This window comes from Lysinibacillus sp. NPDC056185 (assembly GCF_047737915.1).
Lineage (GTDB): Bacteria > Bacillota > Bacilli > Bacillales_A > Planococcaceae > Lysinibacillus.
The window spans coordinates 16,995-40,853 of record NZ_JBLLLQ010000024.1 but is presented as its reverse complement, the minus strand read 5'-3'; the positions used below and the strand labels follow the sequence as shown (position 1 = coordinate 40,853).

24 protein-coding genes and 1 pseudogene are annotated in these 23,859 nt (G+C 37.0%); 19 read left to right on the top strand and 6 right to left on the bottom strand.

Annotated features, from left to right (window positions below):
• Positions 1–62: 62 nt before the first annotated feature.
• From ACMZ42_RS19955 to ACMZ42_RS19940, 4 genes are all read left to right on the top strand, one after another.
• On the top strand, positions 63–449 hold the full coding sequence (locus tag ACMZ42_RS19955) for an SRPBCC family protein (protein WP_415732517.1): 387 nt from the start codon (positions 63–65) through the stop codon (positions 447–449).
• Positions 450–539: 90 nt separating this feature from the next.
• Positions 540–1,073, top strand: a complete 534-nt coding sequence (locus tag ACMZ42_RS19950; RefSeq protein WP_415732516.1) for a sigma-70 family RNA polymerase sigma factor — start codon at positions 540–542, stop codon at positions 1,071–1,073.
• Positions 1,057–1,938, top strand: a complete 882-nt coding sequence (locus tag ACMZ42_RS19945; RefSeq protein ID WP_415732515.1) for a hypothetical protein — start codon at positions 1,057–1,059, stop codon at positions 1,936–1,938. Before ACMZ42_RS19950 ends, ACMZ42_RS19945 begins: the two co-directional genes overlap by 17 nt.
• A gap of 177 nt (positions 1,939–2,115) precedes the next feature.
• Positions 2,116–2,832, top strand: coding sequence for a toast rack family protein (locus tag ACMZ42_RS19940; RefSeq protein ID WP_370078614.1), 717 nt, complete (start codon positions 2,116–2,118; stop codon positions 2,830–2,832).
• 16 nt (positions 2,833–2,848) lie between these two features.
• Here the strand turns inward: ACMZ42_RS19940 and ACMZ42_RS19935 are convergent, their stop codons facing one another.
• On the bottom strand, positions 2,849–3,166 hold the full coding sequence (locus ACMZ42_RS19935) for a hypothetical protein (protein ID WP_415732514.1): 318 nt from the start codon (positions 3,164–3,166) through the stop codon (positions 2,849–2,851).
• A 142-nt stretch (positions 3,167–3,308) separates the two neighbouring features.
• On the opposite strand from ACMZ42_RS19935, the gene ACMZ42_RS19930 reads away from it, so the two are divergent.
• The 5 genes and pseudogenes from ACMZ42_RS19930 to ACMZ42_RS19910 all read left to right on the top strand — a co-directional run.
• Positions 3,309–3,851 (top strand): sigma-70 family RNA polymerase sigma factor, encoded by a 543-nt coding sequence (locus ACMZ42_RS19930; RefSeq protein ID WP_415732513.1) that lies wholly within the window; start codon positions 3,309–3,311, stop codon positions 3,849–3,851.
• On the top strand, positions 3,835–4,941 hold the full coding sequence (locus tag ACMZ42_RS19925) for a DUF4179 domain-containing protein (protein ID WP_415732512.1): 1,107 nt from the start codon (positions 3,835–3,837) through the stop codon (positions 4,939–4,941). Before ACMZ42_RS19930 ends, ACMZ42_RS19925 begins: the two co-directional genes overlap by 17 nt.
• 86 nt (positions 4,942–5,027) lie before the next feature.
• Complete coding sequence (locus ACMZ42_RS19920; protein ID WP_415732511.1) at positions 5,028–5,552, top strand: hypothetical protein; 525 nt, start codon at positions 5,028–5,030, stop codon at positions 5,550–5,552.
• 229 nt (positions 5,553–5,781) lie between these two features.
• A complete protein-coding gene (locus ACMZ42_RS19915) occupies positions 5,782–6,063 on the top strand; it encodes a hypothetical protein (RefSeq protein WP_415732510.1) in 282 nt (93 codons plus the stop codon).
• A 143-nt stretch (positions 6,064–6,206) separates the two neighbouring features.
• Positions 6,207–6,455, top strand: a pseudogene (locus tag ACMZ42_RS19910) (CPCC family cysteine-rich protein); the annotation flags it as partial.
• A 418-nt stretch (positions 6,456–6,873) separates the two neighbouring features.
• On the opposite strand, the gene ACMZ42_RS19905 reads toward ACMZ42_RS19910, so the two are convergent.
• The 4 genes from ACMZ42_RS19905 to ACMZ42_RS19890 all read right to left on the bottom strand — a co-directional run bounded on the left by ACMZ42_RS19905 (position 6,874) and on the right by ACMZ42_RS19890 (position 12,653).
• Positions 6,874–8,532 (bottom strand): DUF6138 family protein, encoded by a 1,659-nt coding sequence (locus ACMZ42_RS19905; protein ID WP_415732509.1) that lies wholly within the window; start codon positions 8,530–8,532, stop codon positions 6,874–6,876.
• A 296-nt stretch (positions 8,533–8,828) separates the two neighbouring features.
• Positions 8,829–11,333 (bottom strand): ABC transporter permease, encoded by a 2,505-nt coding sequence (locus ACMZ42_RS19900; RefSeq protein ID WP_415732508.1) that lies wholly within the window; start codon positions 11,331–11,333, stop codon positions 8,829–8,831.
• A complete protein-coding gene (locus tag ACMZ42_RS19895; RefSeq protein ID WP_415732551.1) occupies positions 11,333–12,061 on the bottom strand; it encodes an ABC transporter ATP-binding protein in 729 nt (242 codons plus the stop codon). Before ACMZ42_RS19895 ends, ACMZ42_RS19900 begins: the two co-directional genes overlap by 1 nt.
• A gap of 52 nt (positions 12,062–12,113) precedes the next feature.
• Positions 12,114–12,653 carry a sigma-70 family RNA polymerase sigma factor gene (locus ACMZ42_RS19890; RefSeq protein ID WP_415732507.1) on the bottom strand — a complete coding sequence of 180 codons (540 nt, stop codon included), beginning with the start codon at positions 12,651–12,653 and terminating at the stop codon, positions 12,114–12,116.
• Between the two features lie 520 nt (positions 12,654–13,173).
• Here ACMZ42_RS19890 and ACMZ42_RS19885 point away from each other — a divergent pair.
• The 9 genes from ACMZ42_RS19885 to ACMZ42_RS19845 all read left to right on the top strand — a co-directional run bounded on the left by ACMZ42_RS19885 (position 13,174) and on the right by ACMZ42_RS19845 (position 22,980).
• Positions 13,174–14,106 carry a DoxX-like family protein gene (locus ACMZ42_RS19885; RefSeq protein WP_415732506.1) on the top strand — a complete coding sequence of 311 codons (933 nt, stop codon included), beginning with the start codon at positions 13,174–13,176 and terminating at the stop codon, positions 14,104–14,106.
• Complete coding sequence (locus ACMZ42_RS19880; protein ID WP_415732505.1) at positions 14,103–14,714, top strand: DUF4166 domain-containing protein; 612 nt, start codon at positions 14,103–14,105, stop codon at positions 14,712–14,714. Before ACMZ42_RS19885 ends, ACMZ42_RS19880 begins: the two co-directional genes overlap by 4 nt.
• A complete protein-coding gene (locus ACMZ42_RS19875; protein WP_415732504.1) occupies positions 14,683–16,218 on the top strand; it encodes a YndJ family protein in 1,536 nt (511 codons plus the stop codon). The genes ACMZ42_RS19880 and ACMZ42_RS19875 overlap by 32 nt, the downstream gene beginning before the upstream one ends.
• 70 nt (positions 16,219–16,288) lie before the next feature.
• Positions 16,289–16,726: a hypothetical protein gene (locus tag ACMZ42_RS19870; protein ID WP_415732503.1), complete on the top strand. Its 438-nt coding sequence runs from the start codon at positions 16,289–16,291 to the stop codon at positions 16,724–16,726.
• A 270-nt stretch (positions 16,727–16,996) separates the two neighbouring features.
• Positions 16,997–18,679 (top strand): methyl-accepting chemotaxis protein, encoded by a 1,683-nt coding sequence (locus tag ACMZ42_RS19865; protein ID WP_415732502.1) that lies wholly within the window; start codon positions 16,997–16,999, stop codon positions 18,677–18,679.
• A gap of 261 nt (positions 18,680–18,940) precedes the next feature.
• Positions 18,941–20,587: a right-handed parallel beta-helix repeat-containing protein gene (locus ACMZ42_RS19860; protein ID WP_415732501.1), complete on the top strand. Its 1,647-nt coding sequence runs from the start codon at positions 18,941–18,943 to the stop codon at positions 20,585–20,587.
• A 465-nt stretch (positions 20,588–21,052) separates the two neighbouring features.
• A complete protein-coding gene (locus ACMZ42_RS19855) occupies positions 21,053–21,244 on the top strand; it encodes a hypothetical protein (protein WP_370078642.1) in 192 nt (63 codons plus the stop codon).
• Between the two features lie 250 nt (positions 21,245–21,494).
• Positions 21,495–22,004, top strand: a complete 510-nt coding sequence (locus ACMZ42_RS19850) for an RNA polymerase sigma factor (RefSeq protein WP_402871730.1) — start codon at positions 21,495–21,497, stop codon at positions 22,002–22,004.
• Positions 21,988–22,980 (top strand): anti sigma factor C-terminal domain-containing protein, encoded by a 993-nt coding sequence (locus tag ACMZ42_RS19845; protein ID WP_415732500.1) that lies wholly within the window; start codon positions 21,988–21,990, stop codon positions 22,978–22,980. The genes ACMZ42_RS19850 and ACMZ42_RS19845 overlap by 17 nt, the downstream gene beginning before the upstream one ends.
• Positions 22,981–23,020: 40 nt before the next feature.
• Here ACMZ42_RS19845 and aac(6') read toward each other — a convergent pair whose 3' ends face one another.
• Entirely contained in the window at positions 23,021–23,455 is a 435-nt protein-coding gene (gene aac(6') / locus ACMZ42_RS19840; RefSeq protein ID WP_415732499.1) for an aminoglycoside 6'-N-acetyltransferase, read from the bottom strand.
• Between the two features lie 111 nt (positions 23,456–23,566).
• Here aac(6') and ACMZ42_RS19835 point away from each other — a divergent pair, with 111 nt between their 5' ends.
• Complete coding sequence (locus tag ACMZ42_RS19835) at positions 23,567–23,800, top strand: isochorismatase family protein (protein WP_415732498.1); 234 nt, start codon at positions 23,567–23,569, stop codon at positions 23,798–23,800.
• The last annotated feature ends 59 nt before the right edge of the window (positions 23,801–23,859 follow it).

Here is a 23,859-nt window from a genome sequence, read left to right as displayed (position 1 = left end):
TGATTCCTATAATAGGATAAAATGATGGAAAAAGGAATGAATTCAACAAACGGAGGAATGCGATGATGGATCCAGAAAAAAGTTCGATTTGGATTGATGCAAGTATTGCTACAGTTTGGCAGGCTGTCACAGAGGAACAGCTACTGACGCAATGGTACGCCCCAGCTTCAACTTGGGAAATCCCCAAATTAGAGGCAGGAGAAGAGATGATTTTCTCGATAATGCCGAATGAACAAAATCAGCTTGCAGAAAAATTACCGATGATGTTAACGATTAAAAATGTAACGCCAAATCGAGAGTTTTCTTTTTACTTAGGTGTAGAAGAAACGCTGATCGCTATTGTCTTAAAGGAAGAACAAAATGGCACCACGGTCACTTTTAATACGAACGGCTACGAGGCTTCTCTCGCTAACTTAAAAGTTTTAGTGGAGGGAAATGAAATCTGTTAACTTGTATGTTTCATGGAAATTTTCATTTTTCATGAAACTTTTTTATTGTTCATCAGTCTAACTGTAAATGCTTTTGTGGGGGCGAGCAAAATGTTAAAAGAACAAAAGGACGCTCACTTATCTAGAGCCATGACAATGTACGGGGATTATTTATTACGCGTATGCTTTACATATGTACAAGATTGGGCAGTGGCTGAAGATTTAGTACAAGATACCTTTGTTAAATATTATGAGAAAATGGAGCAATTCCGTGAAGAAGCTTCCATCAAAACATATTTATATCGAATTGCGATTAACAATTGTCATAGTTATCTTTCAAGCTGGCGATATAAAAAAATACAAGTCATTGATTATTGGAGCAAATTAAAGAGCCTTTCCAATAATCCTGAAAAAGAAGTATTGATGGGAGAGATGGACGCATTGCTAGTGGCATCGATTGAGAAACTCCCGACGAAATACAAAGATGTATTACTACTATTTCACTTTGCCGAATTTTCCTTAAAGGACGTGGCAGAATTGCTAAAGCTACCAGAAAATACGGTCAAAACACGATTAAGGAGAGCGCGTCAAATGGTTGGCATCACGCTATTGGAGGAGGGGTTCGAATATGGATCAGATTCGTAATGCCATCAACGAAATGTATAAGGAAGGCAAATTCTCTCATGAAAGTCACGTGAAAACGTTTAAAAAAATCAATCAAAAAACGAAGAAGCGAACACCATTAATGCCAATTATCCTAACAGTAGTCGTATCAGCTTGTCTGATCATTGGCTTAAAGATGATGCTATTCCAACATGATATCCAATCAACGACTTCGACGGTTATCGATTCCAATTTCTATCCAGAAAAGTCTGGAAGGGTGAAAGACTATAGCGTCTTAACACGACCATGGATGGTAGTAGGATTAGTGAGTTCTGTGTTCTTATTTATTTTTGCGATATTAGCATTTATGAAAAAATGGTTTTGGCGCGTACTACTATGTATCGTCATTATTATTGCCATTTTAGGGAATATGTCTGAACGAATTGGCTATCGCGTTTACGTACAGAATGAAGCGGACATTCGAAATACTGTACTGGGACCGTTTCATCCAGATACTGTTAAAATGAATGGTACAATAACGATACAACAGTATAGAATTGGTTATTTTTCGGAGAATGGCTTTCAAGGTATTGCAATTTTCAAGCATGATGGAAAAGGCTATGCACTGGATCAATATATCCAGAGTGAACTAGATACAATGGTTGCTATTTATTTGAAAGACATCCACAATCTTGTTATTCCGTTACTTAACAATCATAACATTGAAAAATTAATAATAGACACTGGAACCGAGCGTATTGAGAAAGCAGTTGATTCGAATGATGCGCAATTAATACCAGTGCCTCTAAAATCCGAAATAGCTACTTCTCAATTGCTGATACATGCATTGGATCATGAAGGAAAGACTTCTATGCTTTATAATGCTTCACGTATTTTCACCTATTAACAGCTACCCCGTATGAATATGATACTTTCATACGGGGTTCATTCTTGACATATCCATGGAAGGAGTGCTCACTACGTCTCAGGTCTTAGACGAATTTAAAGCGGAGGGTCGTTTTTATAAATGAAAATTCCTATATAATGAATTTATTGGAATATTATATAGCGGGAGGAAATTACATTGAAAAAATTTATGGGACTTGGTTTGGTAATAGGCGCCTCATTAATTGCGTTATCGGGGTGCAACTCAGTCATGCCAGGTAAAACCAAAGATGAAACGATTTTAGTCGAAAAGGATAAAGCAGAAAAGTTAGATGTTGAATTACAACTTGGAATCGGAGAAATAACTGTAGAAAAAGGTGCTAAGGATTGGGTTGAAGGTACTGCTCAATACAATATTGATAAACTGGCACCAAAAGTAAAATATGACTTACGTGGCAAGACAGGAAAAATATCGATTGATCATAAAGGTTCAACTAGCGTGCGTTTAGGGAAAATAAAAAATATATGGGATATTAAACTGAATGAAGATATTCCAATGGATCTCTCAATCGAAACGGGAGCATCGGATGCAGAACTAGATTTACAAGGGTTGCAGCTGGAAAAATTAGATATTAACACAGGTGTTGGCGATCTTGAAGTAAATTTAGGTGGCGATTGGAAAAAAAGCTTCGAAACGAATATTGAAACAGGTGTTGGGAACACTACTGTCACTTTACCGTCAAAGGTTGGGGTAAAGCTTACGACAGAAAAAGGCATCGGCACATCAAATATTGAAGGCCTCATTTCTAAAGGAGAAGGGGTTTATGTAAACGAAGCGTATGACAAAGCAGATGTAAAAATAGAGGTCAATTCCGAAATAGGAGTAGGCGACATTACTTTCAAATTGGATAAATAATGAAAAATTTAGTAGGCTACTTTAAGTGAAGTAGTCTACTTTTTTTTGTAGAAACATAGGTGACGGATAGAATGAGCAAAGTAGCGGATAGAAGAGCCGAAAACGTGGATAGAACGATCAAAAACGTGGATAGAGAGCCAAAGTCGTGGATAGAACGATCAAAATCTTGGATAGGAGAGCCAAAGACGTGGATAGAGAGCCAAACGTGGATAGAAGAGCCAAAAACGTGGATAGAACGATCAAAATCTTGGATAGGAGAGCCAAAGACGTGGATAGAAGAGCCAAAGTCGTGGATAGAGGAGCCAAAGCCGTGGAGAGAACGAATAAAATGCACGATAAAAGTGCCGGAATGACGGTTTGAACGTCACCCCAATATTTAAAGCAGAGCCACTTTTATCTATTTGTAAAAAGAATTTTATCAAAGTGAAACCTTTTGATAGAGTTAATTACTCTAAGTATTGAAAGGGGGAGACAGCGTGGAACATGACTTATCGATCGTCAAACAGGCTATTGCAGGGAATAAGGAAGCGTTTGAGCAGCTACTCATTCTAGAGGAAGAAAAATTATTTTATACTGCGCTTTCTTATGTTGGCCAAAAAGAAGATGCATTGGATGCTATTCAAGAAGCAGCATGTAAAGCCTTTCTAACCGTGCATCAGCTAAAGCATCCGGAATTTTTCTCCACATGGCTGTTTCGTATTTTAATACATGAATGCTATCGTTTGCTAAAAAAAGGGCAGAAAATCATTCCTTACGAAGAAAGTGAATTATTAAATCGTTTACAGGAGCAAGAAAATGTTATGGCGAATCCAATCGATTTATCGGATGCTATACAGCTTTTGAATCATTCTCAGCAAATGGCCATCATTTTATTTTATTACCATGATTTACCGATTAAAGAAATTTCAGAAGTAATGGAAAAGCCGGTTAGCACGATTAAAACGTATTTGCATCGTGGAAAAAAACAATTGAAACGAGAATTAGAAAGGAGTGCAACGTTCAATGAAAAAGCCATTTAATGAAAACAGTACCCTTCCGGAATTCCCAAGAAATGAGGTACGAACAGCGATTGCCAATGGAATAAAACAAGCAGAGGAGCAAAAAAATATGACTCAAACACCTGTACAAATTAAAAGAAAAAGTAAACGTAAACCATTATTATATGTAGCAAGTGCGGCAGCCGCATTTAGTATTATGGTAGGTTCTGCCGCGTATGTATCACCAACTTTCGCAAGCACATTGTCACAGCTACCAATTGTCGGGTCGGTATTTAGTAACTCAGGCTTACTTGGGCTAAAACAAGCAAGTGAACTAGGTCTAACGAGCACTATCGGAGAAAAACAAACAATTAACGGTATTTCTGTAACGATAGACGAAGTCCTTTATGACGAATCTAATATTTCAGTTGGATTTACAATTGATTCTGAAAAGGAATTAAGTATGGAATACTTTGGGTCAGGGCTTGATTTAACTATAAATGGTAAATATCCTGAGGCGAGTTCTGGTTCCTATGGTAAAAAAGTTTTAAGTCCTACAGTTCTTACAGGTATCTCGACATTTGATGTAAAGGATAACATGCCAGATTCCTTTGAAATGGGCTTAGTGCTGGAAGGCAAAGGAGGGGAAAAATGGGAATTCAAAGCGCCGGTAAAAAAAATTACGGATATTGTTTATGTTCCTGTCAGCCATCAGCAACAAGCAGAGGGCATTCAACTGGATGTGTCAAAAATTTCATTAAGCCCATCAGGTATAGCACTTGACTATAAAGCTTCTGAAAAGGGGACAATTGATAATTCACAAGTAGGTGCATCGTTTATAGAATTCCGTATTACCGATCAGAATGGCAAGGAGATTACTTCGCATTCTGGTGGAGGAGAAGGTCATTTCGATAATGGTGAATGGAACTTTAGCAGTACCAAGTCCTTTGACCCGATTTCAAGCAATGTTCAAAAATTAACGATTACCCCATATTTAATGCTTCCTTCAGGCGGAGGCGGTGTACAAATTGATAAGAATGGCGCAGAAACAAAAATACCATTCGATAAGTCATCACTAAAAGAAGTGAAATTCCAACCATTCACAGTAGAATTACCTAAGCAAAATAAATAAACATTCAGGCGTCAAATACAACCTTTGTATTTGGCGCTTATTTTATGTTAGTTTATAGAAAGCAACTGAATGAAGGAGCGAACGGATTGAAGATTTATACATATAAACAACCAGCGGCCATTGAATCAACAGAGGCAGTAGCCATTTTAAATGAAGCGGGGGAGGTATCGTCTACTGTTCAACGTGTTTATTCGAATGGACTGAAAAAGGCATTTGACCGCACAATGGACTATCGCTACTTTGTACGTTTTGATGTCAGTGATGTCACTGGTCAGCCTCTTTTCACATGTAAGAAGATGTCGCGTCGTGGTCGAGTGCATTTTAAAGGGAAAGATTACGTCACAGGCAAAGAGTATATGATTGCCTATGATGGCTGGCAAATTATGATTCCTGACTTAATTATCACGGATGATGTTCAAACTATAAAACTCAACAAGGAAATGGAGGACTGGTCCGTATTTTCGTTAGAGGATCAACCAATTGCACGCTGGCATGCTGTCTTTTGTGAGACTCATTTTGAGATTACTCTGCAAATTGAAGACAACAGCCCGATACAGCATGAAGCCTTTTTTATTGCAATTGGACAGGCAGTGCTGTTTGTAGGAGCGTAAGATGTCGGTAAATTTGAAAAAGTGTCCGATAAAATGAAAAAGTTGGGCGATAAACTAAAAATGTTAAGCGATAAATCTTTGTAATAATTTGAGAACAAAACTAAAGAGCATGTTTTGGTTATTTTTCAATTCATGCTCTTTTTAATTTAGGCTGTTTTCGAAAAGATTGTTGCTATTCAACTAACGAGACAGGTTTGTTGAACAATAAAAATATATATGAGGGATTTAAATGAAGACGAACGAAGAAGCAGTTTGGGGAATAATTAAAAACATTTTTTCTTATGTTAGATACCTCACCCTTTCAAAAGAAGAAAAGACTGAAATTAATATAAGTTTAGTTAAAGACAAATACTGGTTCCAAGAACTAATGAATACTGAACCTTCTATACTTAAATTGATAGAAGGAGATGAAGAAATTAGACGATATTTATCATCGAGAAAGATGGTTAGAAAATTGCTAAGGGACAAAGAAGAGCGACTGCGTTTTAAAGGATTTTTAACGATAGATTAAATTGTTATTAAGCTAACAGGTGTCTAACTTCAAGATGGGAATCCAAAGAGATCCATCTTTTTCTTCTTCAACAAATGGAGCAGCATAGTGCAATAAGAATTTTTGTAGAATATGATTATAGAATTAAGTCGAGAGGTGGTCTTATGAACAAAATTACGTGCCCTTGTTGTGGTTATAGAATGTTGGATAGTGATGGTAAGTATGATATATGCCCAATTTGTTTTTGGGAGGACGACCCATTTCAAAAAGAAAATGAGTACGATTTAGGTGCTAACCAAGTGCCTCTTGTTGAAGCACAAAAAAATTATATTAGGTATGGTGCTTGTGAGAAAAGGTTTGTTAAAAATGTTAGAAAGCCTAATGCACAAGATAAAAGAGATCCTAATTGGAAAGCGTATAAGGATTATTTGTATGAGTTGGGATTAGCTTGTAGAAAGTTTAAAGAAGGAGTGTATAGTATTGCAGATTTAGAACATAACTTATCTTGGATTGATGTTCCGAAAAAGATAAACAAAATTGTTGAACAAGCTATGAATGATTTAGAAATGATTAGATTTTGTACTTCTGACTATAAGCAAAAAGACGAAGCGATAGAGATTGTTGAAAATTTGTTAAAACGGTTGAATGTTACGATAGAAATCCAAGATTAGATTTAGCGTTAACTGGATGATTTGGTTAAATTTCTGATTCGCGAAATATAAAAACAAAAAGACAGAATGTAATCTACCTATATTGTAGTTTAAACTGCCTTTTGTTTTTAACAGCAACAATCTTTGAGAAAAAACCTTAATTTATTAGAAGATAAAGCTCTCAGGTCATTTCGATTTGAAGAGCCATCAGCTGCTCCAATCCTTCTTTTAATGGCGGTTGTGCCTCTCGGGCTGCCTCTTCAAGTTCCTCTATGCTCCCAAAAACCCGGTGCAGTACCATTTCGCTTTCATAAATCTCCTTGCCTTTTAGCGCCTTGAATAGCGCCTCGGCTAGCTCAGGAGTGTCGATGGTTAAATTGGTGACCAACGTGCCTTCATCAATTCCTCCCTGTAAAATGGATACAATCACTGGCATAAGCTCTACTTTCACGCCATGCGCATCAATAAACGCCTCTGTATATCCATCCTGCGCTGACTGATGCTCTGTATCTACCAGTTCCATATAGCGGCACAATAGCGGAAAATAAGCTTCGCTGTACAAGCCAAGGCCCAATACTGCATAAGTGCCCGGCATGACCGATTCCTCGCTTGGCTCCACGTCCCCGTACCACGCGAACTCTTCCATTGCTGTATCTACATATTCTGCAATCTTCGGGAACAAATTAGGGTAGCTAAGTGCATTTGCAAAAAACTGATGTAGCTCGGACTTCGCCAGTTCCTCCACGGGAAGGAAGTTCTTTTGGCAACTCTCTAACTTTAGTTGATAACTTTTAGGAAACTCTTGTTTCAAAAGATTGATAATATAATCCAACGCTTCTTTATAAGCTAGTTCTTCTTCGGAGAGAATTCGAATTTCAATCGTTTGTGTAATATCGTTGTTTCTGCCTTCTACGAGCTCTCCTCGATATGTCCGTACAAATTTTCCGCTGCCGACTTTCAAATATTCAGCAGCTTTTTTGGAACCCAATTGGACCGCCAGTTCCATATACTCCTGCGGGATATCCGGTTCTGTGAAGCCAATCTGCAATGAAGCATAAAGAAAGAAATCCATTTCTTTGGCATCTACGGAAGGATGATCCTCTTTCAAAGTCCAAATCATTCCATAATCACCGGATCGGGTAAAATGCTGCAGTAAAAAGTAATCACATGCCCATTTTTTTAACGCCAAAATATAACGGCTAATCAAACCGTTTTTGAGTTCTTGATTATTATTCAGCTTGTCGGAGAGACGACGAATCAACGGATCGACTACTTCCACTTCCTGTTTCATCAAATCAGGATTGACCAAGTGATAGGCGAAAAAGAAAACGTCTTTCTCTTCAGGTAACACAGGCAAGTCAGAAAGAATCATTGTTTGAATAAAATGATCCAGCCTCTTTTGGAGTTGAATCAACTTGGGCTCATTATATAGCTGTTTGTTAAGGGTTAATTTCGAATTCTCCCACTCAAACTCAAACACAACTTCAAACTTGTAATCAAAGAAATCGGGCCCCAGTTTTTCCGAGCGGAACAGGTCGTCTACAAGCCCGCACAAGGTAGGAAAGAACTCCTCAGTCAGAAGTTCATCGGTCAACTCCATGATGTAAGTATCCGCTCCAAATTTGTTCGAGCTGGATAATAATTTGGAGAAATCGATATAAATTTTCCCCTTAGACCAGGTAAACTTGCCTTTTCTCCACGCCACCCGGAGGTAGTTGTGCACTCCAGCTTGCAACGTTCTTTTATCCTTAAACTCATTGATTCTTTTGCCTTCTTGTTCGTAAAGTGTAGTGATTTCCTTCCATACCTTATTCAGAAAAGCTTCCACAGCCTGATTCAACGGTATCTCCTCCTAATAACTATTCTATTAGCTCAGTTAGTTTTATAAGTAAAATTGTATTAGTCTACATATATTTTACATAATCTTACACAAGAAGCGAACATCTTTTATACTAATCTGCTACGTTCGTTTAGTTTAAGTACAAAAGTTCACACATTCATAGTCGGATTAGCATAAAAAAATAGCTTATTTCTTAGAAAGCTATTTTTGAGGAAAGTTATTTTTAATAAAACTCTGTTTAGTTGGGCGATAAATGAAAAGCAGACCCTCTGCTACTTAAGAGAGTCTACTTTCATTTAAATATCAAGCATTTCATTCGCTAATTTTCTACGACTTATCCAGTAACCTTGTAGCGTAAAGACAATAAGTGTCGCGCCTAAAAAGACGATACTCGTAACACCTAATGTAACGAAGTCATAAGATCCTCCGTCAATCGTGAACAGTAATTTTGTAACTAGAAGTCCGAGAAATGTCCCAACAGCCAGTCCATAAAGTACAAAGGATAACACTTGCGTCAAAATCAGCTTGATTAATCCTCGCGGTGAAAGACCTATAAGGCGCTGAATTGCATAATCGGCACGTTTTGAGTAAATGGAGTGAAGCAGTGTTTGCAATACGCCGAGACAAGTTGCAGAAATTAAAATAACAAAGACTCCAACAAAAAGGCTCCAGCGCTGGAAGGTCATTTCATCGTATTGCTTGATAAATGTCTCTTTATCAGTAATTTTTAAAGCTGACCAACGTTCTTGTAAGTATGAGAGATCGGCTAATGCCTGCTCTGTATTATCTGCTTCCACCATTATGTTTGTAATGATTGTTGAATCAGAAGATACTATAAAAGAGGACCAATCCACAAATAAATCTATATATTTATTATAAGAATCAAGAGCTACATCAATTACTAGTAATTCACCAATTGGCACATTTTGTTGAAGTGTTTCATCAAATGTCCCTGCCATTATACGATCACCAACTGCTAATTGATGTTTTCTAGCAAATCTTTCTGTAATGATCACTCCATTTTTCAAATCTCCTTTAACAGCATCAAGCTTTTTTAACTGGACGTATTTTTCGACATCAATGGCCTCGAAGTTACTACCTTCTTCCCAGCCATTTTCGCCTTGAAGCGCGATCCAAGGTGCTTCACTTCGTGCATAGGCATAGGCCACACTCGGCAATGCCTCAATTTCTTTTATTAGATCCGGTGTAATGGTTGGGTCATTTAATTCATTATCAATTTTAATCGATGTTTCATATTGAGAGTTAATATACTCATAAGAGCTTTGCTGAACTGATTTAAATAAAGAGCTGCCGAAAATTAAAATGACCATTAAGCCGATAATGCTAAGTATAATCGGCATATTTCTTCGTACTTGTGGCATAAGCTGCTGACACGCTAAGTATGCTTCTTTGCCGAGCACAGTACGAATAGGCTTCAATGAAAATTTAAATAATGCTGTAAAGAGGTATGGCATCAGATAAAGGAAGATTCCACTGACGAGTAATGTGGCTATTAAAATCATAAGTGCACCTTGTCCACTATTTTTTCCGACTTTATAAGCATTTAAAAACAAGAATAGGGACATGAACGCAACGCCACTCACAATAATCGTTTTCCATTTTGTCCACCGTAAACTTAAATTTTCATTCTCTGTTGCGATTTGTAAAGGTAATAGACTTGAGCTTTTATGAACTTGCCACTGTGTGATTAGCTGGAGCAATAAAAAACTTACAATAGCAATCGCCAATACAAAGATCATCGGTAAATCAGTTTTTGCATCTGGCATTTTCATCAAACTAATGAGCTGTGGTAACCAACTTTTTATTATCAATAAACTGACCGCTGTCCCAAGCAATACGCCAACGCCAATAATTGTAGATAATTGCAATTGTACAATGCGTCCTACTTGCTTGGTAGAGGCGCCAAGTGCACGAAATACCATAAGCTGTTCTTTAATTTTGTAAAATAATAGCTGGAACGTTGATAGCAGTAAAACACTTGAAATAAGTAATATAAAGAATGAAAGTACAACCATAAAAATGATTAATGCTTGTAAATTTCTCTTAAATTCATCATAGTCACTCATGACATCTACACGTAATGTTTCATCAAGTTGTTTCAAATCTGTACCAACTGAGGTAGCCATATTATCTTCCGTTTTAATGAGTGCAAACATACCGGCCGTTTGTGCATTACTATTATTCATCCAAGTTTTCAACTCATCATTTTGCATAAGGATAAAATTAGGACTATCTGTGCCTTTAAGGGGTGAAAGGATTTCTTGTATCGTAAAGCTACCTGTATTTGCTTCAACAGAATCTCCAATCGTTTTATTGAAAGTAACGTTTAGCGTATCGCCGACCTCTTTGTGGAAAAGACGTGCCACATTTTCAGTAATCACAACTTCGTTAGGGCCAAGATCGACATTAAAATGATAGCGGCTTTTCACTAAGTCGTCGTTTTCCACACCAACTGTATAAAATGATGTATTTTTCTCATTTTCAACATTAGTTTGAGCTAGTGACACACTCGAAACTTTTGTAACACCAGGCATTGCTTCGAAATTTTCGATTTGCTGTGAAGTTAACAGCCTATTTTGATCGGGGTTATAGCCGACCATTAAATCCATTTCGCCATATAATGCTTGTATGTCTTCTTTCATTTGACTATGGGCATTCCATATGTAAACACTCATTGTCATGACAAGGCAAATGGAAATGGTAATAATACTAATACTCGTTAATACATTGGCCCATGCTGCACGAAATAGCTTCAGAGCAATGGTACGCATCGTAAACATTACACATCACCTCTAGTAATCAGCTTGAACTTCGCTAAAATACAATCTAAATCCTCCGCTGTTTGCGTATTTTGATAGGAATCCACAATGGCACCATCATGGAAAAATAATACACGATTTGCATAAGTCGCAACATAAGGGTCATGTGTCACGAGTAACATGGTTTGATTCATAGTTTTTTGCAAGTCTACTAACAGCCCTAAAATTTCATCAGTCGTATTCACATCCAATGCACCAGTCGGCTCATCTGCCAGCAATATTGGTGGGTTTGCAATAATAGCGCGGGCTATGGCCACTCGTTGCTTTTGACCACCAGAAAGCTCATTTGGTCGATGCTTTGCCCAGGCAGCAATATTTAGCTTTTCCATCATTTGCTGTACGCGTCCTTTGATGTCTTTACTTGGTACATCATTGAGGATAAGAGGGAGCGCAATATTATCTTCAACTGATAAATCCTTTAACAGATGGAATGATTGGAAGATAAAGCCGATATTCTCTTTGCGGAATTTCGATGCTTTTGGCTCTTGATAAATATCATGCGCTTCCTTTCCAAATAAGAATAACGCTCCTTCAGTCGGTTCATCGATGGCGCTAATCATATTGAGCAGTGTACTTTTACCAGAACCGCTCGTCCCCATAATGGCCACCATTTCACCTTGATAAACTGTACAATGGATATTTTTCAAAGCATTGACCGTATGATGCTTTTGTTGAAAGATTTTTGACATCCCTTCGATGCGTAACACTTCTGTTAAACGTCCTTCGGGGATCGGAATCGCATTAATAACTCCTTTCAACGGATTGAACCCATTCATCTATATATGCCCCCTTTAATTGTTGTCGTAAAGCTTGTAAGCCTCGGCGAATATGCGTTTTCACAGTGCCCTCAGGACATTGTAAAATCGCTGCAATATCTTTTACCGAGTAGTCTTGATAAAAACGTAATAGTAAAACCGTTTTGTATTTTTCCTCTAGCTCGCAGAGAGAATGCCATAGATCAAGTTCTTCTTCGATATATGTAGGTGAAGTACTATTGAGATCCTCTAATGTATGTGGTTCAACAAGCTGTACCGAGTTTTTCTTGGCAAGGTAGGTTTTACAGCAATTTATAATAATGCGCGTTAACCAGGTAGAAAAATATTGAGGGTCGTTTAATTTAGGTAAGCCCTCATATGCACGGATAATGGTCTGTTGAAAAACTTCTACGGCGTCATTTTCATTTTGGACATAAACATAAGCGATTCGATATAACTTATGTTGCTCCTGCTCAATAAGCTGATAAAAAGCTTGCTCATCTCCGTTTTGTGCTAACTGTACCAATGATTCTTGCTTTGTAGTAATGAAAAACGCCTCCTTCCGACTATTAGACTTGGCAAACTATCATTTCGATTCAACTTTTTTTATTTTATGGGAATTTAATGGGTCATTTCCGGAAACAGGAGATTACTTTTGTTAAAGACTATACAATGCATATCAGTTGATCTTCGTTCTTGGCGACTCCTTGGGGATTAGCGATAGGGCAAAGGAGGCTAAACCTGTGATAACGCTTTCGTGACCAACATCGTGTTAGCCCAAGACCCTGGAGCGAAGCGGGTGTTTTCTGTGCAAAAGGCGTAGAGCTAACGTAGCAGCTGCAACAAAGTTTTATCTGTGCGAAAGCGCGCAGTTAGGAACGGAAATAACCCTATGTTATGGTGTTGTTCCAATTTAATAGATAAAGTCCAATTTATGGTTAAAGATTAATTTATTGCTATAATAACATTAATAGAGTGGGAGTTATGGAAGTTCATGGAAAGTAAACTAAAATAACTAATAAGCTTGTTTTAAGGAGGAAATAAAGATGAAGAAAAAGCCTATTTATGTGGAGGTGGATATACGAGCACCTATCGACGAGGCTTGGAATTATACCCAAAACCCTAAGCTGCATGAGCAATGGGATTTACGTTTTACTTCTATTACTTATATCGATAAAAAATCTCCTGAAGAACCTCAGCGCTTTACCTATGAAACGAAGGTGATGCCGGGCATAGCAGTTAGTGGCTGGGGTGAGAGTAAAGGAGAGCATCATAAAAAAGATGGTACGAAAACATCCTCGTTACATTTTGGTACACCCCAAAAAATATCTCCAATTGCAGAGGGGAAAGGGTACTGGCGATATATTCCTGATGACCAGGGGCTCACATTTTTAACCCAGTATGACTATGATGTTCGCTACGGGAAACTAGGGAAATTATTTGATGCTGTGTTTCGTCCCGTAATGGGCTGGGCAACAGCTCTTAGCTTCGATGTTTTAAAAAGATGGCTTGAAAAAGGAGAAAATCCTTTTTCTCAGTATCGTCGCTTCTTTTTAACTATGCTCATTAGTGTGCTTTTTTGTTTTGTGTGGTTGTACCACGGTCTTGTACCGAAAATCATCGTACAACATCCTACTGAGGTGATGATGATTGAGAAATTACTAGGTGGGGATTATAGTCAGTTGAATGGATCAAGTAACACTAGCCAAATAGTAAACTGGATTGGACTTGCAGAGATAATCTTTGCACTGTGTTGGCTATTGCCTCGAGGAAAGCGTTTATTGTTTGGTGTGCAAATAGTGTTATTTCCGTTTTTAACATTGGGTGCCGTTCTAGCAGATAAAACGATTGCTACTGCTCCGTTTAATCCTGTAACACTTAATGTAGCATTGTGGGTATTGTCCATTATCGGGTTGATTCTAAGTAAAGATATGCCTAGTGCCAAAAGCTGTAAACGAAAGCGAGGAGAAACAACATGACGATTTATCAAACTTTATTGGGCGAGGACTTTACTCGACTCCATCCGATGCTGCAGAAGCGTTATATGTTACCTGTAGATCAACCTTTTTATGCTACTGGCGTAATGCATAAAATTGAATCTGGTACAAAGTGGCTACGTCCTTTTTATGCGATAGCTACCAAAACTAAATTCCTGTTTCCTGAATCAAGCGACGATGTTCCATTCTCAATTTGTAATACTTGTCGAGTATTACCAAGTGGAGAACTTGAAGTGTTATGGGAGCGTACTTTCAATTTTTCAAACAGAACTAGACATTTTGATGCGAGAATGACGATTGATCCAGTCCGAAAAATAGTCAAGGATTACTTAGGATCACCAGCTCTTTTTTATTCAGATTTACATTTTGCAGTGACACGGGAGGGGAGATTAATCATTCGTTCTGGTGTCCAACGGTTTGTAGTTTCCAAAATGGAATGTCCAATACCAAAAATATTAGAGGGGCGTGTAATCGTCGAGGAAGGATTTGATGACAAAAGGAATGTGTTTACGATTCATGTGTCCATCCATAATCCATTGATAGGGAGGCTGATGATGTATGCTGGTGAATTTACGCAACAATCTATGTAGTCCTGTCCTAATAGTAGGGCTTATGCTGTCGGTCGTTTGTTATTTGTTTAGCCCGCAGCCTGGATATATGTTGCTACTCACAGTTGCACAGCTGATCTTTGTTCCTGCGATGGTGAAAATGGTCATTTCCTTTAACAAAGCCGGTGATGCTATTATTGTCGCGATGATGCTTGCGATTACGATGCTACATTGGTGCTCTGAAGGTTGGATAGCCATCGTTCTCGTACTTATTTATGTTCTTTATACGGCGTTTATAGCTATACAAGGTGTGAAGCGATTTTTACAACGAGGCTTTACAAACATGGCGGAGATATCGATTGATGTGGGACTTATTTATATATTGATCGGTGGACTATGGTTTTTTGCTTTTATCGCAAACATCGATACAGGTTTTTCATCGTTAATAACGTGGTTAACAGCCATCCATTTTCATTACTCAGCTTGTTTATTAGCTATTTCTATAGGTCTTTTTGGGCGAATACATAATAGTAGATGGTACAATGCAGTCGTTGTTATTTTATTGACAGGCCCACTTCTTGTTGCAATTGGTATAACGTTCTCTACAATAATAGAAATTATTTCAGTGACACTTTATATCGCTGCGATTTACAGTTTATTTTTCCTTGCTCTAAAAACGAAACTTCCTCGTGGACAAGGTTTACTGTTACGCATTTCCTATGGGTCTCTATGTATTACGATATTATGGTCGTTTATATATGCATTTGGATATGTAGGGATACCAGAAATGCTAAAATTCCATGGATTTATGAATGGTATTTTCTTCGGTAGTGTAGGGGTGCTGGCTTGGGCTATAGCTATTCCGGAAACTAAATTTCAACCATTTCATTTTCCAGTTAGCCAAATTAGGGGGAAATTGCGAGAACGAAAAGACCCGCACCCTGGTTTAGTCGATGCGCTTAGTGATTTTGTGGATACGACAAAGCTGCCACACATCATTCCACATTTTTATGAAGAAACCAATCAGTATCGTTTAATGGCATCTGTAAAGTGGAAAAGCTGGTTTAAACCGTTTGCTTTGATTTATCAAGGCTTAAGTCGCTTCATGCAACAGCTGAATTTACCCTTCTCCAGTAAGCAAATTGAGATGACAGGAATGGTTGTTAAAGTAGATGAGCTGCGCGATGGACGTCCAGCTCCACGTGCATGGATCCGTAAAATAGACAAACAAACAACCTTTGTCGCAATCTATTCAAAGCATACAACAGGACAAACCACCTATATGAATATTGCACTTCCACTGCCTTTCTCAACAATGATTGGGGTGTTACATTTACATGAAGATAATGGTGCTTTATATTTAACGAGTAATTACGATGGGGATGCTGGGATTTATTTAGCCATTAACCGTTTTTTATTTCAACTACCTTTACAGGAGCATTTTAAGATAAAGGCAGAAGATGAAACAACACTAACGGCTGTGCACAAGATGCGTATTTTCGGACTTCCCTTTTTAGAAATAAACTATCAAATAACAAGAAAATAGATCCTTATTGAAGGAATCTGCCTATCTTTACTAGAAGGTCATATAGACATAATAATAAAGGGGTGATTCGTTGCGATTAACTAAAGGGATTTCAGGTTTTGATGCAGGACATCTAATTGAACAGGATATGCGATCTTTCCAGTCGATGGTTTATCATTTAGTTACAAGTGAACAACGAGCAAAAGCTATCCAATTTATTGATCAGCCTCATTTTGTTTATATGCAAGCGGTGATTCAACTGGAAGATGAACGTTTGACGATACTTCATCATAGGCTGATGCCTTATATTGCGTTTGCTAAGTTTGATGAAGAGTTAAGCTTTCAATTTTTAACAAAAGCTCCATTACACAAATATTTCCCGATGCGTAAATGCCTTACTGCCGATACACTAAACACATTGTTGACGCAGGAAAAGGAGCTGCACAGTTTATCTGATGTGGAATGGAAATACATTTCACGCTTTGATAGTAAAACAATCGGAGATGTTATGTTTAATTATTGGGATTAATATTTAAATAGAAGGAACAGCTTACTTTTGAGGCTGTTCTTTTTGTGTGTCAAAAGTCCTGTTTGGGTTTTTTTATGGTAGTCCATCTGTCTGAAAATTATGGCTTTAATAATCCGCTGAAAATTACATGAAAATCACCTAGTTATTTCATTTAATCTAGGGAAAATTCCAAATCAATCCAAACTTGGCTCGAGAGTGTTAAATTACTAATGGTGTGCAAATTATAACAATGCACATTAGATTGCATTTGGAAAGTAAGGAGAATTTGAAATGAATTTTAAGTCAATAAGTAAGAGAATCGTTTTTTCCTTCAGCATTGTAGTAGCAGTAGTGGTTTTATATATTGGTTACAATTTTTATGCAGTCAACCAAAGCAACAGCGCAACGGAACAAATTATTGATGAAGAAATGCAATTATTAATTACAGATTATGAGGAAGCTCAGACGATAGGGCTAAGAATTGCAGCAGCTAGAGGGTATGTACTTTCTGGTGATGAAAAGTATAAGAAAATTTTTGAAGATAATGTCAAGCATGCTGATGACAATGAGAAACTACGTTTAGCAATATCAGAGACAGGTGATTTCAACAAATTTGCGGAAATGGCTAAAGAATGGAGCAGTTATGTTGAAAAAGAAGTATTTACTGTTTATGACCAAGGCCAAATTGAACAAGCAACAAAAAATTTAGCAACTATGAGTGATAAGGCTACGGAAATACGTGAAGGCTTTGAGGGGTTAGCAGAGCATCGTAAGCAATCGATTAATGCGACTGGTGCAGACATTGTCAGTGCAGGCGAGACTAAGCAGCTTACAGGTATAATCGTAGGTATTATGATTGTTATCATTGCTATCGTGATTGCATTATTAAGTGCTCGAATCATTTCTAGACCAATCATTGCTGTGACAAAACGTATGCAACAAATTACTGAAGGTGATTTAAGTGAGCCTGCACTTGTTGTGAAATCAAAAGATGAAGTAGGACGGCTTACAGAAGCGACTAATACGATGTCCGATATTTTGAACCGTTTATTAAAGCAAATTCAAACCGTGTCTAATGATGTAGCTGCGCATAGTGAGGAGCTCATGCAATCAGCAACAGAGGTGAAAACTGGTACGGAACAAATTGTCGACACAGTCACTGAAATCGCGAGTGGCACAGAAGTGCAGGCAAGTAATGCATCAGATGTAGCTACAACAATGACAGAATTTACGTTGAAGATAACAGATGTCAATAATAGCAGTACGGATGTTCAGCAATATTCCCAAAATGTTATGGCTTTAACGAAAGAGGGCCAAAATTTAATGGACGCATCCACAGAGCAAATGACATCCATTCATCATATTGTGAAGGATGCAGTTTGTAAGGTGGACGAACTAAGTAAACAAACTCAGGACATTTCAAAAATCGTGGCAGTGATACAGGGTATTGCTGCACAAACGAATTTACTGGCACTTAATGCAGCGATCGAAGCGGCGCGAGCTGGGGAGAATGGTAAAGGATTTGCGGTCGTTGCAGATGAGGTTCGTAAACTCGCTGAACAAGTAGCAGTCTCAGTTGACGATATCACGGATATTGTACAAAAAATCCAAAAAGAATCGAACATGGTGACATCTTCACTGGAAAACGGCTATGAAGAAGTTGAAAAAGGTACAAATCAAATTACATCTACAAACGAAACATTCGGCCACATTGCAGAGGCAGTGTACTCGATGTCAACAAACATTGATAGCATGACGACAAAGCTAGAAGACGTAGTACAAAACACTGTCAATATTAATAAATCAGTAGATGAAATTGCTGCTGTCTCAGAGCAATCCGCTGCAGGCATACAGCAAACTTCCGCAACGATCGAACAAGCAGCCAGCTCGATGGATGAAATCAAAAACAGTTCATCCAATTTAGCGGAAATGGCAGAGAGTTTAAACGACCTTGTTAGGAAATTTAAATTGTAATTTTGGACATGTATTTAATGCAGAATCATAATTAGACAGTAAATGCTCCATCGAAAATTAAGAATCAGTTAAACCAGCAATTGACGAGAAAAACGTTTAATTGCTGGTTTTTTATTGTTTGGTTTAGAAGGATGAAATAGAAGATATATGTATTGTCATCGTTCTAAATAAAAACCGGTTGTAAATTATTTGTACAAAATTGAATAATAGGAAGTTCAATGGGGATATAAATAAAAGAAAACCGACAATAGGAGTGTAGAGATGGCGACACTTGTTGTAAAGAGAAGTATTATGCACCGTTACCAAAGTATTGGGCAGGCGATTCAAGTGGCAGAGCCGGGGGATTTCATTGAAATCCGGGATGGGATATATGAAGAAAGCTTCGAAATTTCCAAAAGGCTGACACTTTATGGAGTGGGGAATGTGATCATTAAAGGTGGCGTATTTATCCGCTATCAGACACTTGTAAATATGCGAAACCTGCGTTTTACTCAAGGGCAGGGAATTTACGTAAAGGGCGATTTACAGCTAGAAAACTGTATTATTGAGCAACAAATGGTGCAGGCACAAGTGACCGTAAGCTTCGGTAGTTTAATGATGAAAAATGTTGATATTTTAGCAAGCCCAATCAATCATTTTGGCCTAAATATCGATAATAGCTCAAGCGTTATTCTAGTGGATACAACGATCCAGCATCATGTTAAAGCTCAAATTAATGTGCAAAATAGTGAAATCGCATTGACTAATTGCATGCTGTTAGAAGGGCGAACGAATGGCATTTATGCAATACGGGATGTAAAAATGGAGCTTGTGGATTGTGAAATTCATGGACATAAAAAGGCACAAATTGTAGCAGCCTCCAGTACAATTTCAATGACCAATACACTTATTCACCAAGGGCAAGATGTAGGGGTGCAAGTTTTCGATAGCTCGAAACTAACGATGGATGGCTGTGAAATCAAACATCATCAAGACGCGCAACTGGTTGTTCATCAAAGTGAGTTGTTGATGACAGATTCTATCTTGTCTGATGGCGTGGGGAATGGAATTTATCTTGGTGAGAAATCTAAGGCGATATTATATGATTGTAAGATCCATCGACATGTGAAATCGCAGTTGTTAATTGAAAATAGTAAAGCGGAGTTTCGTACATGTAGCATAGATAAGGGAAAGGCGACAGGCGTTACGATTGTCAACGAAGCCGATGTATCGATGACTGAGTGTGATCTCCAAGAACACCCCCAATTTCACTTTATTATCGACTCAAGCGGGTTAAAGCTCAATCAGTGCAAGATCCAATTTGGACAGGCTGGTGGTATTTATGGCAATGATCACGCCAAGATTACGCTGCACAACACAATAATTCAAGAGCTTCACAGTCATCATATTTATATAAATAATGCTCGACTATTTACTGATAATTGTACTTTTGATCACATTAGCGGAAATGCGATTACTTGTATTGATGCTATTTTTGAAGTTGTGAATAGTGAATTTAACAACTGTTATGATGGCCCATATGCAATAGTATGGTCTGATAAATCAATGGGGCGTATTGAGCATTGTACGATTGATAAAGGAGATCGTCCATTTTTAGCGATGTCCAATCAATCTTTACTTGAAATGGTGTACACTGATCTAACTGCTGTAAAAATACCTGCTATTGTACAGGGGAAGAGTCAGTTATTTATCGAAGGGTACACTAACGAGACAATATGGAAGACTGATGCAACGTCGAGAATAGTTAATTTGCCAGTCAATACTAGTGATCAGACAAAGAACGTAATATTAAATAAAGTAGATATAGTTGATATCAGAAAATTGGATGTAAAATTACGAATACCAGTTGAAAATTTACAAAAATTTAACAAAAATATTTTGAAGAAAAATATTAATAAAACAATGTAATAACCGAATAATAAAGTAGGATAAGTAGTTTCAATTATTTTGAAATTACTTTTTTTATGAGTTAAAAGTACTGTGAGAACTGCTGGTAATGTATCATTAATATAAAAAAATATTAAAAAATAATTATTTTTATTTGTTGTCTTTATTCATTCAATCATGCTTTCGTATTTAGACTTTTAAGCTGTGCTGCAGAATGCGAAAATTCGACAAAAGGGATTGTTATTTTTATAATAGAATTAAGTGAATACCAAAAATCGTTACATATACTTCATTAAAAATTATTATTGAATAATAATGATTTTTTATAGAGGTTGGAATTTTATTAAAATAAAGTAAAATTTGGATTAATTAAGTCCATATGTTATCCTGAAAATAGGTCATAAAATGGCTGTATTAGTTAATTGTTTAAGAAACTTGAGTAATGATTGTGAAATAATGAATGGATGAACTGGAGGTGAAAAAAGTATGTTTGGGCTTTCGAAAGAAGAAATTATGTTATTGCTAGAGAAGGTAGGATTAGAAGAAAAACAAAAAAATGCAATAGCGAACATCATGCATCTTAACAATAAGCGAATAGAGCAACAACTTGCATTTATTATCGACCTAGTAATTGATGAACGCGAAAGAAATATTTCAAACAATACATATTTAAATTAAAAATGACTTAGAAAAAGAAATTTAACTTTTTGACAAATTACATATTATTTAGTATCCAAAATAAAAGGATTTTTAAGGTTTGTGCTCTATATAGATCCTTCATATATTGAAAAAATATAAATCACAAGTGTGTAAAGAAGAGCACTTGTGATTTTTTTTTTTTTTTAAAAAACATCTGTATACATTTTAGGGTTTAATTGGTTATATAGTTGAGTTAACTACGAAATGGATATCCAAAAGTTGGTGAAGTATGAATAATGAGTGGGAGCGTCTATTGCTAGCGCATGCAGAAGTCGTTTTCAAATATTTGATAAAAATAGGGGCTACAAAAGAAGATGCAGAGGACGTAGTGCAAGAAGCAATCATTAAAACAATTGAATGTTTGTCTACAATTCGACATGATAATTTACGAGCTTGGTTATTTAAGGTCGCCCTTAATCGTTACTATACGTTGTATAACAAGCAAAAGCGCGCAACATTAATTGGTGATGATGAAATTGAAAAATTAAAAACTGTATTAGATGATGCAGAGCAACATTTTTTACAAAAAGAGAAAAATGCAAAGATTAATGAAGCCTTGTTGGCGCTACAGCCAACATTTCAGCAATTGCTTTTAATGAAATACGATATGGAGTTATCCTATAAAGAAATTGCTACGATTCTAGCGGTGAGTGAGTCGCATGTAAAAACTTATTTACAGCGAGCACGTAAAGCATTTAAAAAACAATGGGAGGCGTTAGAAGATGGACAACCTTTTTAATACAGAACAGATGAAAAAAACAATGAAAAAAGCACAACGTTGTGCAACATGGAAAACAATCATTATTACGTTATGCGTCATCATTGTGACATCGTTTGCTGGGAAAATAGCTAATGATGCAATTACTAGTTTTTTGCAAAGCCATGCACAGAATTCCTTTAATACACTACATCAAGTAAAAGGAGCGAATGAGTTTATTGGGACAACGAAGAATTACCCTGGCCTTTTAGGTGGTGAAACACATTATAAAACGTTTAAATACATTGAAGGTAAAATCGTTCCTACTGGAGATGACACGTATGGCTACGGTCTTTTTCGAGATGAGATACTTTATGAAGGTTCTATTTCTCCTCTCCCATTTGGAAAGAGCGGCAGTGAAGAAGATTTAGATGTTCAACGTTACAATGAGCTTGGACAGCGCGAAATGTTGTTTTTCTATCCATTTTTAAATTATAAAAAGACACGAAATGATTTAGCGTTGTTGCCTCAAATTAGTGACGATAAAATTATGGAGATTGCTTTATCTTTTGATAAAGGCTACACAGTGCAAGAAGCGCTTGCAAAGCTGCCGAAAAATGTGACTACTTCTTGGTTATGGGTGAAGGATATTAACGAATCAGATGACAATATTGTTAAGATTATCAATAGTGATGGAACAGTTGCGAAAGGGGATTATCTTTTGCGTTCAGAACAAAATGTATATGGTTTTTCACTTTTAAACATGAACAGTGATTTAGAAGAGAACCCAGCTGAGCTATTTGTGCGTGAAATAACTAGTGGAACTAGACAAAAATCAAGTTTACAAGATGAGTATAAACGGTTAGAAAAAGAAATTGGTGGTGCGGATGGTCTATCAGTAAAAGATCTTGTGATATATGGGGCTGTCGTAACTGGAAATACGAAGACACTTTCAAGCTTACAAAATCTTGATTATATTAAAGCATCCTCAATCGGAGTTATAACAGATAAGTATTGACATTTGAATAAGGTCATCCCATAGAAGGATGACCTTGTTTTTACAATTCCTTCGTAAAACAAATAATGCGGTTTGCCTCGGTGAAACCTAATTTAAGATGGACTGCTAAACTTTCGAGATTTTGTATTTCACAATCACTCGCGAATTCTTTACATCCTTTATGTTTAGCCCAATGCTCGCAGCTCTCAATAAGCAGCTTTGCAAAGCCTTGCTGTCGATATTGTTTTTTTACGAAGAGCCCTTCTAAATAGCCAACTGGGCTAGAGTGGGTACCTTCAACATAATCTGTTCGGAGTTGACATTGTGCAAAACCGACTGCTTCCTCATCCTCGTAGGCAAGGAAAATCGTAGCGTTTTCAGCATTAATTAGTTTCGTCATCTCCTCACTAAATTCTTCTAACGAATGATTTGGCCAAAGTTGTAGTGCTAATAATGCTGCTGTTTGAGCATCTTCCATAGTGGCTTGTTTAATCATATTGAGTCTCCTTTTTATAAAATGGTAAAAATTGAAACTTTTGATTTTATTAAACGTAAAAAATATAAGATATAAAAATACAGGGAGGTTACTATTTTTGAAGCAACGTTAATGATACTTGATATTCAAAATGATTACTTTAGTGATCAAGCTCGAATGCCTATCGCCAAGCAACAAATTGAGTCAACTATAAATTGCATTAATGACCTGATAAAAAGAGCTGAAAAGTCAAATGTCCCTATCCTCTATATTAGGAATGGATTTGAGCGAATGCAATTACTTTCCAACCTTTTACGAAAATTCACTGCGTTAAAAGGCAGTAAAGGTGCTGAATTGGATGAATGATTATTAAGATCTAATGGTGTCTGTTTTTCAAAAAAATAAAGCGGACGCAATTATACCGA

Coding starts and splice junctions, on each gene's coding strand:
- ACMZ42_RS19955 (WP_415732517.1), top strand. CDS start 63: ATGATGGATCCAGAAAAAAGTTCGATTTGGATTGATGCAAGTATTGCT.
- ACMZ42_RS19950 (WP_415732516.1), top strand. CDS start 540: ATGTTAAAAGAACAAAAGGACGCTCACTTATCTAGAGCCATGACAATG.
- ACMZ42_RS19945 (WP_415732515.1), top strand. CDS start 1,057: ATGGATCAGATTCGTAATGCCATCAACGAAATGTATAAGGAAGGCAAA.
- ACMZ42_RS19925 (WP_415732512.1), top strand. CDS start 3,835: ATGAAAAAGCCATTTAATGAAAACAGTACCCTTCCGGAATTCCCAAGA.
- ACMZ42_RS19915 (WP_415732510.1), top strand. CDS start 5,782: ATGAAGACGAACGAAGAAGCAGTTTGGGGAATAATTAAAAACATTTTT.
- ACMZ42_RS19900 (WP_415732508.1), bottom strand. CDS start 11,333: ATGTTTACGATGCGTACCATTGCTCTGAAGCTATTTCGTGCAGCATGG.
- ACMZ42_RS19895 (WP_415732551.1), bottom strand. CDS start 12,061: ATGTCAAAAATCTTTCAACAAAAGCATCATACGGTCAATGCTTTGAAA.
- ACMZ42_RS19885 (WP_415732506.1), top strand. CDS start 13,174: ATGAAGAAAAAGCCTATTTATGTGGAGGTGGATATACGAGCACCTATC.
- ACMZ42_RS19880 (WP_415732505.1), top strand. CDS start 14,103: ATGACGATTTATCAAACTTTATTGGGCGAGGACTTTACTCGACTCCAT.
- ACMZ42_RS19875 (WP_415732504.1), top strand. CDS start 14,683: ATGCTGGTGAATTTACGCAACAATCTATGTAGTCCTGTCCTAATAGTA.
- ACMZ42_RS19865 (WP_415732502.1), top strand. CDS start 16,997: ATGAATTTTAAGTCAATAAGTAAGAGAATCGTTTTTTCCTTCAGCATT.
- ACMZ42_RS19860 (WP_415732501.1), top strand. CDS start 18,941: ATGGCGACACTTGTTGTAAAGAGAAGTATTATGCACCGTTACCAAAGT.
- ACMZ42_RS19855 (WP_370078642.1), top strand. CDS start 21,053: ATGTTTGGGCTTTCGAAAGAAGAAATTATGTTATTGCTAGAGAAGGTA.
- ACMZ42_RS19850 (WP_402871730.1), top strand. CDS start 21,495: ATGAATAATGAGTGGGAGCGTCTATTGCTAGCGCATGCAGAAGTCGTT.
- ACMZ42_RS19845 (WP_415732500.1), top strand. CDS start 21,988: ATGGACAACCTTTTTAATACAGAACAGATGAAAAAAACAATGAAAAAA.
- ACMZ42_RS19835 (WP_415732498.1), top strand. CDS start 23,567: ATGATACTTGATATTCAAAATGATTACTTTAGTGATCAAGCTCGAATG.